Origin of the sequence: Vibrio gangliei, from assembly GCF_026001925.1 — a bacterium.
Taxonomy (GTDB): Bacteria; Pseudomonadota; Gammaproteobacteria; order Enterobacterales; family Vibrionaceae; genus Vibrio; species Vibrio gangliei.
Map to the genome: position 1 here is coordinate 2,139,365 of NZ_AP021869.1, position 17,448 is coordinate 2,156,812.

The 17,448-nt window shown below is 45.2% G+C and carries 15 protein-coding genes; 6 read left to right on the top strand and 9 right to left on the bottom strand.

Going from position 1 to position 17,448, the window contains the following annotated elements:
* Positions 1–13: 13 nt before the first annotated feature.
* The 5 genes from hpf to mgtE all read left to right on the top strand — a co-directional run bounded on the left by hpf (position 14) and on the right by mgtE (position 3,446).
* The gene (gene hpf / locus Vgang_RS09930; protein WP_105900794.1) at positions 14–301 is read left to right on the top strand and encodes a ribosome hibernation promoting factor; all 288 of its coding nucleotides are present in this window, start codon (positions 14–16) and stop codon (positions 299–301) included.
* Positions 302–303: 2 nt separating this feature from the next.
* A complete protein-coding gene (gene ptsN, locus Vgang_RS09935; protein ID WP_105900793.1) occupies positions 304–747 on the top strand; it encodes a PTS IIA-like nitrogen regulatory protein PtsN in 444 nt (147 codons plus the stop codon).
* A 3-nt stretch (positions 748–750) separates the two neighbouring features.
* A complete protein-coding gene (gene rapZ, locus Vgang_RS09940; RefSeq protein WP_105900792.1) occupies positions 751–1,635 on the top strand; it encodes an RNase adapter RapZ in 885 nt (294 codons plus the stop codon).
* Positions 1,632–1,907, top strand: coding sequence for an HPr family phosphocarrier protein (locus tag Vgang_RS09945; protein ID WP_105900791.1), 276 nt, complete (start codon positions 1,632–1,634; stop codon positions 1,905–1,907). Before rapZ ends, Vgang_RS09945 begins: the two co-directional genes overlap by 4 nt.
* A 168-nt stretch (positions 1,908–2,075) precedes the next feature.
* Positions 2,076–3,446 carry a magnesium transporter gene (mgtE, locus tag Vgang_RS09950; protein WP_105900790.1) on the top strand — a complete coding sequence of 457 codons (1,371 nt, stop codon included), beginning with the start codon at positions 2,076–2,078 and terminating at the stop codon, positions 3,444–3,446.
* Positions 3,447–3,732: 286 nt separating this feature from the next.
* Here mgtE and pmbA read toward each other — a convergent pair whose 3' ends face one another.
* Positions 3,733–5,076: a metalloprotease PmbA gene (gene pmbA / locus Vgang_RS09955; protein ID WP_105900789.1), complete on the bottom strand. Its 1,344-nt coding sequence runs from the start codon at positions 5,074–5,076 to the stop codon at positions 3,733–3,735.
* Between the two features lie 126 nt (positions 5,077–5,202).
* Here pmbA and yjgA point away from each other — a divergent pair, with 126 nt between their 5' ends.
* Complete coding sequence (gene yjgA / locus Vgang_RS09960) at positions 5,203–5,724, top strand: ribosome biogenesis factor YjgA (RefSeq protein WP_105900788.1); 522 nt, start codon at positions 5,203–5,205, stop codon at positions 5,722–5,724.
* Between the two features lie 180 nt (positions 5,725–5,904).
* On the opposite strand, the gene tldD is transcribed toward yjgA, so the two are convergent.
* The 8 genes from tldD to Vgang_RS10000 form a co-directional block, all read right to left on the bottom strand.
* Positions 5,905–7,353, bottom strand: a complete 1,449-nt coding sequence (gene tldD / locus Vgang_RS09965; protein ID WP_105900787.1) for a metalloprotease TldD — start codon at positions 7,351–7,353, stop codon at positions 5,905–5,907.
* A 13-nt stretch (positions 7,354–7,366) separates the two neighbouring features.
* A complete protein-coding gene (locus Vgang_RS09970) occupies positions 7,367–8,194 on the bottom strand; it encodes a carbon-nitrogen hydrolase family protein (protein ID WP_105900786.1) in 828 nt (275 codons plus the stop codon).
* A 109-nt stretch (positions 8,195–8,303) separates the two neighbouring features.
* Complete coding sequence (locus Vgang_RS09975) at positions 8,304–12,266, bottom strand: YhdP family protein (RefSeq protein WP_170066807.1); 3,963 nt, start codon at positions 12,264–12,266, stop codon at positions 8,304–8,306.
* On the bottom strand, positions 12,266–13,735 hold the full coding sequence (gene rng / locus Vgang_RS09980) for a ribonuclease G (protein WP_105900785.1): 1,470 nt from the start codon (positions 13,733–13,735) through the stop codon (positions 12,266–12,268). The genes Vgang_RS09975 and rng overlap by 1 nt, the downstream gene beginning before the upstream one ends.
* A gap of 124 nt (positions 13,736–13,859) precedes the next feature.
* Positions 13,860–14,474, bottom strand: a complete 615-nt coding sequence (locus Vgang_RS09985) for a Maf family protein (RefSeq protein ID WP_105900784.1) — start codon at positions 14,472–14,474, stop codon at positions 13,860–13,862.
* Positions 14,475–14,532: 58 nt separating this feature from the next.
* Entirely contained in the window at positions 14,533–15,021 is a 489-nt protein-coding gene (mreD, locus tag Vgang_RS09990; RefSeq protein ID WP_105900783.1) for a rod shape-determining protein MreD, read from the bottom strand.
* Positions 15,011–15,892: a rod shape-determining protein MreC gene (mreC, locus tag Vgang_RS09995; RefSeq protein ID WP_105900782.1), complete on the bottom strand. Its 882-nt coding sequence runs from the start codon at positions 15,890–15,892 to the stop codon at positions 15,011–15,013. Before mreC ends, mreD begins: the two co-directional genes overlap by 11 nt.
* Positions 15,893–16,003: 111 nt before the next feature.
* Positions 16,004–17,047 carry a rod shape-determining protein gene (locus tag Vgang_RS10000; RefSeq protein WP_105900781.1) on the bottom strand — a complete coding sequence of 348 codons (1,044 nt, stop codon included), beginning with the start codon at positions 17,045–17,047 and terminating at the stop codon, positions 16,004–16,006.
* Positions 17,048–17,448 lie beyond the last annotated feature (401 nt).

The window sequence follows — 17,448 nt, forward strand, 5'->3', positions numbered from 1 at the left end:
AAGAGGAAAGTTTATGCAAATCAACATCACAGGTCATCACGTCGATTTAACTGATGCACTCACAGAATACGTGAATACAAAGTTTCAAAAGTTAGAACGTTTCTTTGAGCACATCAACAATACTCATGTGGTATTACGAGTGGAAAAAGTGCAACAAATTGCCGAAGCCACACTGCATGTCAATCAAGGTGAAATCCACGCTTCCTCGCAAAGTGAGAACATGTATGCTTCAATTGACGATTTAGTCGATAAACTGGCGCGTCAATTAAGTAAACACAAAGAGAAATTAAGTAGTCATTAATCATGCAACTAAATGAAGTATTAGCACTGGACTGCACCAAGAGCGCAGTTCAGTGTACGAGTAAAAAACGTGCACTTGAAATCATCAGTGAAATCGCCGCTCAACACAGCGGGCTAGATTCCACCCAATTATTTGAGTGCATGTTAACTCGCGAAAAAGTCGGCACCACAGGTATTGGCAACGGAATCGCCATCCCTCACGGTCGCATTTTTGACAGCGAACAAGCCATCGCCGTTCTGGTTCAATGTGAAGAACCAGTCGATTTCGATGCTATTGATAATCGCCCTGTTGATATATTATTTGCTCTACTGGTACCGGACGATCAATGTAAAACGCATTTAACCACCTTGTCTTTAATGGCTGAGAAGCTCAATGATAAAGCAACGTTAAAGCTACTACGCAATGCGCAGTCCGACCAAGAATTGTATGACATCATGGTTAACTGATTGATGACTTCTGAAGATTCTAAACCATTACACATCACCATTGTCAGCGGTCAGTCTGGTGCAGGTAAAAGTGTTGCCTTGCGGGTTCTTGAAGATCTTGGCTATTACTGTGTCGATAACTTACCGGTTAACCTACTGGATGACTTTGTCGCCTCAGTACGTAGCAGCAAGCAAAATGTCGCCGTTAGTATCGACATACGCAACCTACCGCAAGATCCAACAGAGGTTTCTACTACGCTGCAAAATCTGAAACAGCACTACGATGTAAGCTTGCTGTTTCTCGATGCCGATCAATCGACTTTATTGAAACGCTACAGCGAAACACGCCGTATTCACCCTTTATCGATGCACAAAGAAAAGCTCTCGCTCGAACAAGCGATCAAGCTAGAAAAAGATCTTTTGCTCAATTTAAAAGAAGAAGCGGATCTCGTTCTCGACAGTACCAATTTGTCGCTGCATGAATTGAGTGAAACCGTACGCATACGCATACAAGGTCGCGACTCCAAAGAGTTGGTCATGGTGTTTGAATCATTTGGGTTCAAATACGGCCTACCCAATGATGCGGATTACGTCTTCGATGTGCGCTTTTTACCTAACCCACACTGGGTGCCAGAATTGCGTCCACTGACCGGGTTAGATCAGCCTATCATCGATTTTCTGTCGCAAGAAGAAGACGTTGTCGCACTTCAAAGCAGCATTGAAGGCTTCATAAAGCAATGGCTTCCCTTGTTAGAGAAAAATAATCGTAGCTATTTAACTGTGGCGATTGGTTGTACTGGTGGTAAACACCGCTCGGTTTACCTGACTCAACAATTAGGTGAGCACTTCAAAGCACTTGGACATCAAGTTCAAATTCGTCACACTAGCCTTGAGAAAAACCACAAATGAATAAATGCCAGCAGACTGCTTTAATTCGCAACCGCTTAGGTTTACATGCTCGTGCAGCAATTAAGTTAGTCGAGCTGGCACAAAGCTTTGATGCCACAGTCAGGATAAAGTCCGACGATCGAGAAGTAACGGCAGACAGCGTGATGGGCATTTTATTGCTCGACTCCGCCCAGGGACAATACATAGATATCATTGCCGAAGGGCCACAATCTCAACAAGCACTCACAGCCATCTGTGCACTAATTGAGCAAAAATTTGACGAAGAAGAATAAGGGCTCATTACGCCATACAAAAATCACACTTATCTGCTCTTACCTCCCGAGTTTTCAAGCATTTTTCTGTCTTAAAGCGGCTTTACAGCTGACATTCCCCTATAAATTAAGCTAATATTCAGACCTCATCTTTACGCATTTATTCCCTCAGGTTATATAGGTGGAGCCATGGCTGAACAACAAGAGTTTGAACTCACCCATCAGACCCTCCAAGAAGTTAGTGAAGCCATCGATAGCGGTCGCTTTGTCCATGTCCGTCGTCAGCTGCAAGACATGGAACCTGAGGATATTGCCCACCTTTTAGAAGCCTCTCCACATAAAAGCCGTGATGTTCTTTGGCAACTGACCGATCCAGAAGACTACGGTGAAATTCTGGATGAGCTGTCGGAAGACATTAAAGACAGTATCGTCTCGAAAATGGCACCTGAAATCCTTGCTGAAGCCACAGAAGGCATGGATACCGATGACGTCGCCTACGTATTGCGTAGCTTACCAGACGACGTTTCTCGTGAAGTTCTCGATCAAATGGATTCATCCGATCGTCAACGTGTCGAAATGGCACTGTCTTATTCAGAGGATACTGCTGGTGGGTTAATGAACACCGACGTCATCACTATTCGTAGTGACGTCGATGTGGATGTGGTCTTGCGTTATTTGCGTATGAAAGGCGAATTGCCAGCTGCAACCGATGCTTTGTACGTGATCGATAGCGACAGTAAGTTAATTGGTCATTTATCATTAACGGCTTTGATTACCGCACAAACCGACACTCCGATCACTGAATTAATGGAAGATGCTGATGAGGCTATTTCGGTAGACACCAGTGACACTGAAGTGGCTAGCCTGTTCGAACGCCGTAACTGGGTGTCAGCGCCGGTTGTTAACAATGAAGGCCAATTGGTCGGCCGTATCACCATCGATGACGTGGTCGACGTTATCCGTGAAGATGCTGAACACTCCATGATGAGTATGGCCGGTCTGGATGATGATGAAGATACCTTCGCCCCTGTAGTTAAATCCGTACGTCGCCGCAGTGTTTGGCTCGGTGCTAATGTTCTCTCCGCGCTGGCTGCCGCCTCCGTTTCTAACATGTTTGAAGGCACGCTAGCACAAATGGCCTCAGTTGCCGTATTAATGACGATTGTTCCCTCTATGGGCGGTGTGGCTGGTAACCAAACCGTCGCACTGGTTATTCGCGGCTTAGCACTCGGTCACATCGGTAGCACTAACCAACGTTCATTACTCTTTAAAGAAGCAGGAATCGGGCTGTTAAATGGTATTTTATGGGCCAGTATCATTGGCGGGATCGTGGTGTTCTGGAAAGGCAGTTTGGTGCTTGGCGCTATCATGGCAACCGCAATGCTCGCCAACTTACTTGCCGCAGGTATTGCCGGAGTGACTATTCCTATCTTATTGAAGAAAATGAATATCGACCCAGCATTGGCAGGCGGAATGGCATTAACGACCGTGACTGATATGGTAGGGTTATCAGCATTCCTTGGCCTTTCGACCTTGATGCTTAAGTTGCATATGATTTAACGAAACTCGAAATCTCGAGCGCTTTGCTGCTCGTTACTCGAAGCGTCCTGCTACTGGTTTATTATTAGCGCAGGACGTTTTGCTTTTTCGAGCCACGAGAAACGAGCTTTCGATAAACGTCTACCGATATTACTGACTACCAATAGTTGAATATATGTTTAACGAAATTCGAAATCTCGGGCCCTTTACTGCTTGTTACTCGAAACGTCCTGCTTCTAGTTTATTATCAGTGCATGATGTTTTGCTTTTTCGAGCCACGAGAAACGAGATTCCGATAAACGTCTACCTATTCCCCCGCGATCTTCATTCCATCAATCAAAATCGAACCGGTTTGAATCTGGGAACGGGTTTCTACATCAGTGCCGACAGCGGAAATGTTGTTGAACATATCTTTCAAATTACCCGCAATGGTGATTTCTGATACCGGGTATTGAATCACACCGTTTTCTACCCAAAAACCGGCTGCGCCTCGTGAGTAATCACCGGTGACCATATTCACACCTTGCCCCATCAATTCGGTGACAACAAGACCTGTGCCCATCTCTTTCACCAATTGAGCGAAATCTTGACCGGTTGAATCGACAAACCAGTTATGAATGCCACCAGCATGACCCGTTGGGGTCATATTCATCTTACGCGCGGCGTAGCTTGTCAGTAAGTAAGTGGATAACACGCCATCAGTAATAATTTGCATATCACGTGTCGCGACGCCTTCACTATCAAAAGCACCAGACGCCAAACCGCGTAAGATATGCGGCTTTTCTGAAATATTAAACCAGCTAGGTAAAACTTGAGTATCAAGACGATCGAGCAAGAAAGAGGATTTACGGTAAAGATTGCCACCGCTGATTGCCATCACAAGATGCCCTAATAATCCTGTCGCGACACTGGATTCAAATAACACCGGATACTGACCCGTCTTCACTTGGCGGGGATCAAGTCGCTCTACTGTTTTTTTAGCCGCTTGCAAACCTACCGTCTCAGGTGTCCACAAATCATCTTTATGACGCGCCATGGTGTAGCTGTAATCACGCTCCATCTCACCATTTTTACCCGCCCCAATCACACTACAGCTGATACTATGGCGGCTCGAGGCTTGACTCACTAATAAGCCGTGGCTGTTGCCATACACTTTAATACCGTAATGGCTATCGTAGCTTGCACCATCGCTTTGTTTGATTTTATCGCTGTATTCCAGTGCCGCTCGTTCTGCGCGAATCGCCATCTCTGACGCGTAATCTGGGTTCGTTTCATCTGGGTGGAATAAATCAAGATCAGGGATATCCTTCACCATCAATTCTTTTGGTGCCGGACCTGCATACGGATCTGGGGAAGTAAACTTGGCAATATCCAACGCCGCTGCGACTGCTTTTTGGATGGCGACATCGCTTAAATCAGAAGTCGACGCGCTGCCTTTACATTGACCTCGATATACAGTGATGCCTAATGCGCCATCACTGTTAAATTCAACATTCTCCACTTCACAAGCATGAGTGGTCACACTGATCCCTGTGGTTTTCGTGATCGCCACTTCGACCGCGTCGGCACTCACTTGAGCGGTTTCTAATGCTTTGGCAACGGCGGCTTCTAATTCAACTTTCTGCTGTGCGATTTGCTGTTTTGCGTCCATATCCACTCTTAATCATGTTATTTATTTCACTATCATTGGCTTTAGGATAACAAGAATTTCGCTTTCTCCCCATAATTCTTGCTAAAATAGCCAAATAAACCTCCATATAATAAATAAGTAGAGATTATGGCTCGTAAAAATCAAAAAGCACCATGGGAAGAGGAAGAGGAAATCATTTGGGTCAGTAAAACCGAAATGAAAAACGATATGGATGCGCTACAAAAATTAGGTGAAGAGCTGGTTGGCCTAAAACCTGCTGCACTAGAGAAATTTCCATTAGATGATGATTTGCGTGAAGCGATTGCGGATGCGCAACGTTTCAAAAATGAAGCAAAGCGTCGTCAGCTGCAATACATTGGTAAGCTGATGCGCCAAGTGGATCCAGAGCCAATTCAAGCTGAACTGGATAAACTGCGCAATAAACACTCTCAAGCAACAGCTGAATTGCACAAGCTCGAGCAAATGCGCGATCGCATTATCACTGATATCGATCCTGCAATTGAAGATGTGATGGAAGCGCACCCTGAAGCAGACCGTCAACGTCTACGTCAATTAGCACGCCAAGCACAAAAAGAAAAAGGCGGCAATAAGCCACCTAAAGCGTCAAGAGAGATCTTTCAGATATTAAAGGCGTTGAAGGGATTATAACAGCGAATCTCGTCGCTCGAACGCTACGCTGCTCGTATCTCGATACAGCTCGACTAACTAAAAAGACTTCCCTACCTCTCTATCAATGAGAACCAAGGAAGTCTTTTTTGGTATCTAGAAGGTTAACTTTCTTTTTCTAGCAACGAGCAACGCAGTGCCCGATCTTCGAGTCACGAACGCTTACTGCGTCCCACCAACCGTGATCGCATCTAACTTCAAAGTCGGCTGACCAACGCCAACCGGCACACTTTGACCGGCTTTACCACATACACCCACGCCTTTATCAATCGATAAATCATTACCAACCATAGAGACTTGCTGCATCGCTTCAATACCAGAACCAACCAGGGTTGCCCCTTTCACTGGACGAGTAATTTTGCCATCTTCAATTAAGTAGGCTTCAGATGCTGAGAACACAAACTTTCCAGAGGTAATATCCACTTGGCCGCCACCGAAGTTAGGTGCATATAAGCCTTTTTTGATGGTAGAGATGATTTCTTCTGGTGTATGTTCACCGGGCAGCATATAAGTATTGGTCATGCGTGGCATCGGCAAGTGAGCGTAAGATTCACGACGACCATTACCGGTTGGCGCCACGCCCATTAAGCCTGCATTATGTTTATCCTGCATGTACCCTTTTAATACGCCATTTTCAATCAAGGTGTTGTATTGACCTTCCACACCTTCATCATCAATATTGAGTGAGCCACGTAAGTCTTTTAACGTGCCATCATCAACGATAGTACACAAATCCGACGTCACTTTTTGGCCCAATTTGCCTGAGAATACCGAAGATTGCTTACGGTTAAAGTCGCCTTCTAAACCATGCCCCACGGCTTCATGCAGTAGAACACCTGGCCAACCTGAACCTAACACCACTGGCATAGTACCGGCTGGCGCTTCGCCCGCTTCTAAATTCACTAAGGCTTGACGAATCGCTTCATCGGCAAAGTGAATCGCTTGGGTTTTGCCATCGTCTAAGGTTTGCATAAAGGTTTGATAGCCGTAACGGCCACCACCGCCAGCGCTACCTCGTTCACGGCGTTCGCCACGTTGAGCTAACACACTGATCGATAGGCGAACAAGAGGACGCACATCGCCAGCATAAGTGCCATCCGTCGCCGCGACCAACACTTGTTCATAGACACCACTTAAGCTAACCGACACCTCCTGAATCAACGGCTCTTTACTGCGAATATAGGCATCGATTTGTTTTAGCAATTCAATCTTTTGCTGCTTATCCAAGCTCTCTAATGGATTCACCGTTTGGTAAATTTGAGGGGTACTTTGTCGAGTAAAGGCTTTGACTTGCGCATTTTGCCCTTGCTGAGCAATACCACGAGCGGCAATCGCACTTTGTTGTAAGCCATTGAGATCGATTTGATCAGAGTAAGCAAACCCGGTTTTCTCACCCGCAATAGCACGAATACCTACGCCTCGATCAATATTAAATGAACCGTCTTTAATGATGCTGTCTTCAAGTACCAGAGATTCATGCCAGCTCGACTGAAAATAAATATCCGCATAATCAATATGACGAGTGGCAATGCTCGCTAATGTGTTGTGAATGTCGCCATCAGTTAAACCCGACGGCGCTAATAATGCGTCTTCAACCTTAGTCAGTGTCATACATACCTGTCATTTATGCTTTCAAGATAGAATCAAACCGAGCGTGCTGTGCGATGGGCATTTGCGCTCTGATGGTTTGGTTGATTTTGGGATCTATGGTAACGGTTATAAAGCCGGCTGTCTCGGATAAAGATCCCACCACTCGTCCCCAAGGGTCAATCACCATTGAGTGGCCCCAAGTTTGTCGTCCACAAGGATGAGTACCGACTTGCCCCACGGCCACCACCCAACATTGAGTTTCAATGGCGCGCGCTCGTAATAAACTTTCCCAATGCGCCTCACCTGTGACATAAGTAAATGCCGCCGGTACGGTAATCACATCCGCACCTTGTGAGCGTAATTGTTGGAATAAAGCAGGAAAACGCAAGTCATAGCAAATCGATATCCCGATGTTAGCCAAATCAGTATTAGCCACCACCACGCGGTTTCCTGCAACAAACGTATCCGACTCACGATAGCGTTTATGGCCGTCATCCACATCGACATCAAACATGTGTAACTTGTCATAATCAGCGATAAGTTCGCCTTGTGGTGACAAGAGCAAACTGGTGGTTTTCACGCCTTGTTCACAACGAACCGGAAAAGAACCCACTAATAAATAGAGTTGAAATTGTTGCGCTAATTGCGCAAGGCGAGTTTGCAGCGGCCCTGAACCCAGTGGCTCGGCGTGCTGGTGATAATCCTGTTTGCTCCCAAACACAATCGCATTTTCAGGCAGCACCACCCAGTCGGCTTTATGCTGTGGTTGCGATTGCATTTGTTGTAATTGCTGCTCAATGAATAGCAAATTGACTTCAGGATCTGGCCCCGAAGTCATCTGAATCAAACCGACTTTTGACATATTCACTCCTTTGAATTCTGCCCCAATTTATCCCGTTCCAAAGTCATTGAAGTTGCAGTGAGACGAATGAACAGCGTCAGCAAAGCGACAACTTCAACGACCAAGGGAGTTACTTGACTGATTTATCCAGCTGATATTCCCCTTTACTACGTGAAATTTCTTTAACTTCCGGAGAATCCAATGGGCCTTTGACCTCGTAACGGATCTTAGTAAATACATCGACCACAGGTGATAACACTTTCGTGATCGCAAAGATCGCCAGCGCCGTTTGAGGTGCAACGGCAAAAGCCGATACCAACGGAATACTGGAGGTGAGATCCGGCACGAAAGTCACTTCAGCATCCACCAAACGTGTATTCAAGTCCGCTTTCCCTTTTAAGGTCATATCACCCGCTGCGCCATCCATTTCTAAGTCATTAGTGACAAACACACCACGACTGATTTTGCCGCTGCCTTTAATTGAATCAAACGTCATACCGTCATCAAAAACACCGGTAAAATCAAGCTTCATTTTACGCACGATAGAATCAAGACTGAATAAACCGAGCAGACGCGCCGCGCCATTTACATCGGTAATCACGCCATCTTTAAACTCCGTTTTCACTTGGCCACTTAAAGTATCGGTTTTGACTGACCAAGGCGAACCATCCCAACTCGACGCAATGGAAATATCGAATGAAGCTTTTTGGATCCCCGAATTAATCCCAAAGCGCGCCATCACTTCCGAGTTGTTTTTCCCCGTCAATGACATATCAAAATTAGAATGACTCTTTTCACCAGCCAGTTCCCACCAACCTTTGGCTTTTAAATGATTCGAGCCTGTTTTAAAGTCCAAATTTTTCCAGACTAAACGATTTTTTTCACGTTGTAATTGCATGTCTACCGTGCCGACTTTATAGCCTTGCAACCACAAATCATTTATTTTTAACGACAGATTAGGCATGTACTGATGGAATTGACGGTCGAACTCACTGATCAGTGGCTCATCTTTCGCTTTATCAGAAATGAGTGTTGGCTCGCTGTCTTCAGAGTTATCCCATTGCGGTACAAAGATATGCACGCTCTTCAAATCTAAATTAAGATCTTTTTTATTACGGAACTCCCCTGTCCCCACAATCTCACTACTGGATAAATTAAAACGCCAGTTTTGAGGGCGATGAATCGCATTCAACTTCACTTTATGCCAATCCAATTCCCCGAGCACCAACGTTTGAGTATTAATGCTGATCACTTCCGGCATTGGAATCGCAGGCATGTCAACTTCATGCTTAGCCGCTTTATCACCGCTTTGTTGCGCAGCTTTTACATCGGCATTGCCCGAATCCACGTTCACCACAACCGGATCTTTATCTGCAGGCTTCACTTTCAAGGAATGCTCACCATCCATGACAAAGTCAATCCACTCATCCGCGTTAAACTTATTATTATTCAACGATAAATAATGACCGCCAATCGGGCTAACTTTAAAGTCACCTCGTCCGATAATTAAGTTGGTTGCCGTCAATACAGGTGTGTCTTGGCGAATATCGACATCGGCTTGGTACTTCACATTCGGCAGGGTAATACGCGCATTAACCGTTTCTTGATTACCCGCAGCTTGAACTCGACCTTTCCCTTTAATACCAAGCGCTTTTCCAAGTGGCGCAGGGTATTGGCTGGTTAAAAACTCCAAATCCGCATTACCATCAATCTGGTAGGTGAAGCCAATATCATTAAGTTGAATATCGACACCAAGATTCCACGGTGCGTTACCCGCCAACGGTTTTAACCACACAGAATCGATTTGTTGTTTCAGCTTGATCATATCGGTATCACCGACCACATCAATGCCAACGCTATACCCTTGACCTTGGCTGTGGCTGTTGAAATCCAACGCAATATCTTGATTTAGTAACTGAGCTTTTAAACCTGAGCCTGAGACCACATCATTATTAAACGTGATTTTGCCGTTGGCGTGCTCAAGTTGAATCGATGGCGTTTGTACCTCAATCGGGTTGTCTTTCAAGTTAGCGAAACCACTCACATCGGCATCATCGCCATTGAATGGAATAGACAGATTTAACTCAGCGTCCACCGGTCCAGTCACTCTCACTGCCGTTAACGCCGCACCAACAGAATCCACCAGCGGAGTCGACATCATATAATCACGAACTGATGCACCTTCACCTTGTGCTTGAGCGTGAATTTCAATATGACCATCAGGGGCTAAATCTGGAATCACACCGTCAATCTTATTCGCATGTACATCCATCAAATCCGCCGAAGTGGAATGTAGATACATACTCTGATTTTCAAACAACAAGTCGAGCTGTAAATTGGTGATCGATGGCCATGCGGTATCGAAACTAAAACGAGCGTCTTTCAAAGACAATTGTGCTTGGAAGATCCCTTTACGATTGGTATAAGGAAAGTCTTCTAATGCTCCGTACCATAAGATCTTCGCAGTCTTGGCACTACCCGCTTGAATAGCTGAGGAAAGGTAGTCAGTTAAATCACGACCGAGTGCTAAAGTTGGTAAATAGCGCCATGTTTCACCGGCTTTATGCGCATCCGCTTCAACATATAAAGACAAAAATGGCGATTGCTCCGCTTTAAAATCGAGCTGAAACTCACCAATTGCAGACAGATCTTCGTTGGATACCTGAATTTTATCAGACCAAATTTTCCAACCGTCATCATAACGCTGCCACACTAGGTTAACTTTACTATGTTCAATATTGAGTGGCGCTTGGAATACCTCACCATAAGGCACCACATCGTCATCAAGTGTGGCTTTAATTGAAGCATTGTCGGCGTTACCCGTCACGCTTGCTTGCAACTTATTGACGCCCGGCAGCAAATCCCATTGCTTGATCTTGGCATCCGTCAATTTAGCTGAATACGTGAATTGCTCTTTTTGCTTTGGAATATCCACTCGAATGTCTTCAATCGATCCACTTGGTTGCAAGTTATTTAACCAAGTCATGGCATCGTTTTGTGAGTGAAGTACCCCGACTAAAGGCGCGAGATATTGAATATCTAAACGAGAAATATTGAAGGCTTGATGATCTTTTTGCCAATCGAGCGCAAACTGGAATGCTGGCCAGTCGTCGTTATTAGTTTTGAATTGAAACTGTGAACCTTGGATCTTCCAGCCTTCGCCATCAGGCTGCAGCTGCACTACGCCATGTTTAATATCCAACTGGTGAGCATCGTCCTCTTCTCCCCAAATCAAATACGACGGCATCAGCTCAACTAAGGCATCCGTGGGCTTGCCTTGCTTCAAGGTTAGCCAAGTGTTGAGGCTGACACGGCCTGAATCAATGGAAGTGGTTTTTTTGATGTATTGTGGCATCCACGGCGTAACTCGGATATTTTGCGCGGAGACATAGAACTCGCCATCCAGATCACGCAAATTGCCATGCTCAGTAAAGTTAGCAATCACCGACACTTTATTGAGGTTGACCCCTGCAATGCTGACCAGACCTTCCGCTTTATGCTGATTGCCATTGTTTTGCCAGCGTAAACGATCGATATCCAATAGACGAATTTCGCCATTGGGAGCCAGATATTGAATACTGGAATCGGTCAGTGAAAACTCACCTAATTGACGCAAAAACAAGTTTTGAACATCTTTTAAAGCGTCTAAAGACGTGTCCGTTGTCGGCTTATTTGTCGATGAGTTTTTTTCTGGTACTAATGGCCAACGGCTGACATCAGCCCGTAACCCTTGAATTTTGACATCCGCTAGTTTGGGCGTGAAATGAATCAATGACGCGAGAAAATCAATTTCGGCATCAGCGCGATCGATCGTCACAATAGGAATTTCTTCACCTGGCAGAAACACCTGAACATGTTTGAGAGCTAATGCAGGCGTTAAATTCCCCCAATAAGCGCGCACGGAATCAAATTCCACTTGCACGCCGGTCGCCTTTTGCACCTGCGCTTCAATGTTTTCACGGAACTGGTCAAGGTTAGGTAAGAATAGGCGTAATAGCGTAACGCTGATCGCCCAAAACACCACAATCGTCAGGACCGCCCACAGAATGCCACGCCAAATACGGGTAGCCAATGTCAGTGTTTTTTCTGTCATTACATCATCACAACATCAAATTGCTCTTGGCTATATAGTGGCTCTGCTTGAATTTTTACTTGCTTACCAATAAACAGCTCCAACTCAGCCAATGCGTGTGACTCTTCACCTTGCAACGCTTCAGCCACCGCAACCGCCGCATAGACGACAAAATTATCGGCATCATACGCACGATTCACTCGGGTAATCTCACGCAGGACTTCATAACACACGGTTTCAACAGTTTTGACTGAACCTCGTCCGTTACAGGTTGGACAACCGGAACACAGCACATGTTCAATACTTTCACGCGTGCGCTTACGAGTCATTTCGACTAATCCCAGCTGTGTAAAACCGTTAATATTGGTTTTCACACGATCTTTAGATAACGCCAATTCCAATGATTGCAATACACGACGACGATGCTCATCTTCTAACATGTCGATAAAATCAATGATGATGATGCCACCGAGGTTACGTAAACGCAGTTGGCGAGCGATGGCCTGTGTCGCTTCAATATTGGTATTGAAAATGGTTTCTTCGAGATTACGGCTCCCCACAAAAGCGCCAGTATTGATATCTACCGTGGTCATGGCTTCGGTTTGGTCGATGATCAAATAACCGCCCGACTTTAATTCCACTTTACGATCTAAAGAACGCTGGATTTCATTCTCAGTATCGTACATATCAAAGATGGGCTTATCACCGCTATACAAGACCAGCAAGTCAGTCAGATTCGGCACAAATTCAGATGTAAACTCAAGCAAGGTTTCGTAGGCTAAGCGGGAATCCACTTGAATGCGGCTGATCTCCGTCCCCACAAAGTCTCGTAGAATACGTTGTGCCAAGCCAATTTCGCCATACAGCATGGAACGCGTTTTGTATTTAGCGCGTCGTTCGTTGATTTTATTCCACAAACGCTTTAGAAATGCGGCATCTTGTGCCAATTCTTCGCTGTCAGCCCCTTCCGCAGCCGTACGAATAATAAAGCCGCCATTTTCATCACAATATGGCAACACGGTTTTTTTCAAACGTTCGCGTTCCACTTCATCATCAATACGCTGTGAGACACCAACATGCGCCGCGCCAGGCATAAAGACCAAATAACGAGAAGGCAAAGTAATATCCGTAGTTAAACGCGCGCCTTTCGTTCCTAGTGGATCTTTCACCACTTGAACAACCAAATCTTGGCCTTGACGCACCAATTCAGCAATATCGCGTACTTTAAATTGCTTCTTTTCGTTCTCAGCGACACATTCTGTATGCGGTACGATATCCGAGGCATGAAGAAAAGCGGCTTTATCTAAACCAATATCCACAAACGCCGCCTGCATACCAGGTAGCACTCGGCTGACTTTTCCTTTGTAAATATTACCAACGATGCCACGGCGTGCTTCACGTTCAATATGCACTTCTTGTAACATCCCCGACTCAATCATCGCAACGCGGGTTTCGCTCGGTGTGACGTTAATTAATAATTCTGCACTCATGGTTGTGCCTCTCAAATTGGTCAGGTTCTACCTCAGGTTTGGCCAACAAAAAATGATAAAAAGCTGCGCCAAAACTGAGATGACCTAAATATAAATTAGAAATTTTGTGTTCGAATCCGGAGCCCTAAAAACTGCTAATACCAAATTCGGGCAGGCTAAGTAATTCATCGCTTTCCAGTAAGGGTAGCCCCATCACAGCGTGAAAACTGCCTTCAATACGTGAAACAAAGCGACCACCAATACCTTGAATGCCGTAACCTCCGGCTTTATCGCATGGTTCACCTGTATTCCAATAAGATATTATTTCGTGCTCGGTTAATGCTTTAAACCAAACATCCGTTACGACGGTACGAGTTTGGCTATGAATGGCATTCGCAACCGTCACTGCTGTCATCACCTGATGCTTTCTACCAGACAATAACGCCATCATGTGACAAAAGTGGGAAAAATCATTCGGCTTTTCGAGAACGTGATCATCCACAACTACGATCGTATCCGAGCCTAACACCGGTAGTGAAAATGATGGAGTTTGCTTGGCAAGCATTGCAACGCCCGCTTGAGCCTTCTGACAAGATAAACGCGCCACATAATCGGGCGCAGTTTCATTAGATTGTTGCTGCTCTTCAATATCTGGCACGACAATGCCAAATTGATAGCCGAGTTGAATAAGAAGCTCTTTACGTCTTGGGGAGCTAGACGCTAAATAAAAACTCGGCTGCGATTGAAATTGACCAGACATACGACCTCATAGTACCAATAAAATAGACAACGTCGGCCATACGCCATTCAATAGCAGTTTAACGCATATGCCAGTGTCTTCTTAACCTTCTCAGTAATAAGAACATCCAAGGCCACAAAATACAGTTGATGGCTCCCGCCCAAAGGTAATGTGGATCAAACTCCACATCTTGGATTAGGAACTCACCGAAAAATTCTAAAAATTCCGCTAGTACGGTTAACGCACCAATCACAACACCTTGCTGCCATAACGCCATGTTACGCAAGACTTGGAAATTCAACGCCACTAAATACGCCACGACAGACATGACTATACCGTGAATACCTAAAGTACTTCCAATAACAAGATCCCAAAGTAAGCCTAAGATCAACGCTGAACCGACATTAACTCGATGCGGCAAGGCTAAAATCCAATAACAGGAGACTAAGATCACCCAAGTTGGACGCATCATTTCAAGAGGCCCAGGCCAAGGCACGGCTTGTAAGATCAGTGCAATAACAAATGAGCACCAAATAATAAATTTACTGCGTAGTATATTATTGCCCATTGATACCCGCCTGTTCTGTTTGCTCTATCGTTTGTGCTTGCTTTTGACGTTCTTGATCTGGCCACACCAATAACAAGTAACGCAGACGGTCAAACTCAACCACAGGTTTGGCGGTGATTTCAGCAAAAGGAATACGATTATCGTTTTTTACTTCCGTCACATAACCAACAGGATAGCCTTCAGGGTAACGACCAGCCAGACCAGAAGAAACCAGCAGATCACCGGTTTGAATGTCGGTACTGGTTGGCACGTTTTCAAGTTGAATCGAATCTATATCCCCATTACCGGAAGCAATAACACGGATATCATTTCGCAATACTTGCACAGGAATGGAGCTGTTACTGTCCGTCAGTAATAACACACGGCTGTTATGTGCCGATACGTTAATCACCTGACCAACAATCCCTTTTTCATTGATAACAGGCTGACCTTCATAAACGCCATCAGTATGACCTTTATCGATCACCACTTGATGTCGATATGGTGAAGAATCTACCGCCATCACTTCGGTCACGACTTTTCGTTCATCACGCACATAAGGAGAATCCAGCAATTCACGTAAACGTTCGTTTTCTTCTTTGTATTGCTTCAATAATAAGAGATCGCTTTTTAAAGTCAGCAACTCATTTTTCAATGCGCTGTTCGTTGTAATAAGAGATTTCATACTATTAAGACGCTCGTACATGCCATCAAACATGCTTCGAGGTAAGTTAGCCGCATACTGAATGGGGGCGACAGAACTATTGAGTAAATAACGTACGTTTGAGAATGTGTCTAAACGACTATCAGCCAGCATTAAGCCGGCTGATAAGATCAGTGCGAAAAATAAACGCAGTTGTAAAGATGGGCCGCGGCCAAATATCAATTTCATGCAGTTAAATTGTGTATCGATTCAATCTTAGTCGATAACGCCTAAATCATTGGTGTTGTAGAGAGGCGAATGAATGCCGTCAATGACGCTACAATTCCAAACATAAAGGAGTTATTCTTCACTGAACAGATCGCCACCATGCATATCGATCATCTCAAGTGCTTTACCGCCACCTAGAGCAACACAAGTCAAAGGCTCATCGGCAACCACGACAGGGATACCGGTTTCTTCGGTAAGTAGACGATCAAGATCTTTCAGTAATGCACCACCGCCCGTCAACACCATACCGTTTTCTGAAATGTCAGAAGCCAATTCTGGTGGACACTGTTCAAGTGCAACCATGACAGCAGAAACGATACCAGATAGAGGCTCTTGCAACGCTTCTAGGATTTCGTTTGAGTTCAGAGTAAAGCTACGTGGCACCCCTTCTGCAAGGTTACGACCGCGTACTTCCATTTCCATCACTTCTTCGCCAGGGTAAGCAGAGCCGATTTCGTGTTTGATTTTCTCAGCAGTTGCTTCACCAATTAAGCTGCCGTAGTTACGACGAACGTAATTAATGATCGCTTCATCAAAACGGTCACCACCGATACGTACAGAAGAAGAGTAAACCACACCGTTTAGTGAGATAACCGCCACTTCAGTTGTACCACCACCGATATCTACTACCATTGAACCGGTTGGCTCAGAAACGCGTAGGCCAGCACCGATCGCGGCTGCCATTGGCTCATCAATTAAGTAAACTTCGCGTGCACCTGCACCTAAAGCAGATTCACGAATTGCACGGCGCTCAACTTGAGTTGAACCACACGGCACACACACTAATACGCGCGGGCTAGGCTTTAATACACTGTTGTCATGCACTTGCTTAATGAAGTGTTGCAGCATTTTCTCAGTTACGTAGAAATCCGCAATTACGCCGTCTTTCATTGGACGAATCGCTGAAATATTGCCAGGTGTACGACCAAGCATTTGCTTAGCTTCATGCCCAACAGCTGCCACACTTTTAGCAGAACCAGCGCGATCTTGACGAATCGCAACAACAGAAGGCTCGTCCAAAACGATGCCTTGGCCTTTTACATAAATTAGAGTGTTTGCGGTACCTAGATCGATTGAAAGATCGTTCGAAAACATACCACGAAGTTTCTTAAACATATTCTTCGTTATCCTAAGAGCGATAGAAGGAAATAAAATTGTGCTAAATGTACCAATGCGTTGCACTATCGGCAAGCATTAACCTCATACAGAGTAAGAATAGGCGGGATTCTTACACAAAGTTAACCCAAGGAAGGAAAAAAGATGTGCGTCTCTCGATACTCGGGCGCTTCGCTGCTCGTGGCTCGGAAAAGAGCAAAGAGCGGTTCCTAGGTGCTAGTCCCTGGTTTATAGGAAAAGAAAGAGCGAGCGTATCTCGGTGCTCGGGCGTTTCACTGCTCGGGGCTCGAAAAAGACAAAAGATAGGTTGCGAGTTACTAGATAAAAAATCCGTCATCCTGAAAAGCGACGAAGGAGCGCAGTTCAGGATCTCCAACCGCTGTAGGAGATTCCAAACAGTT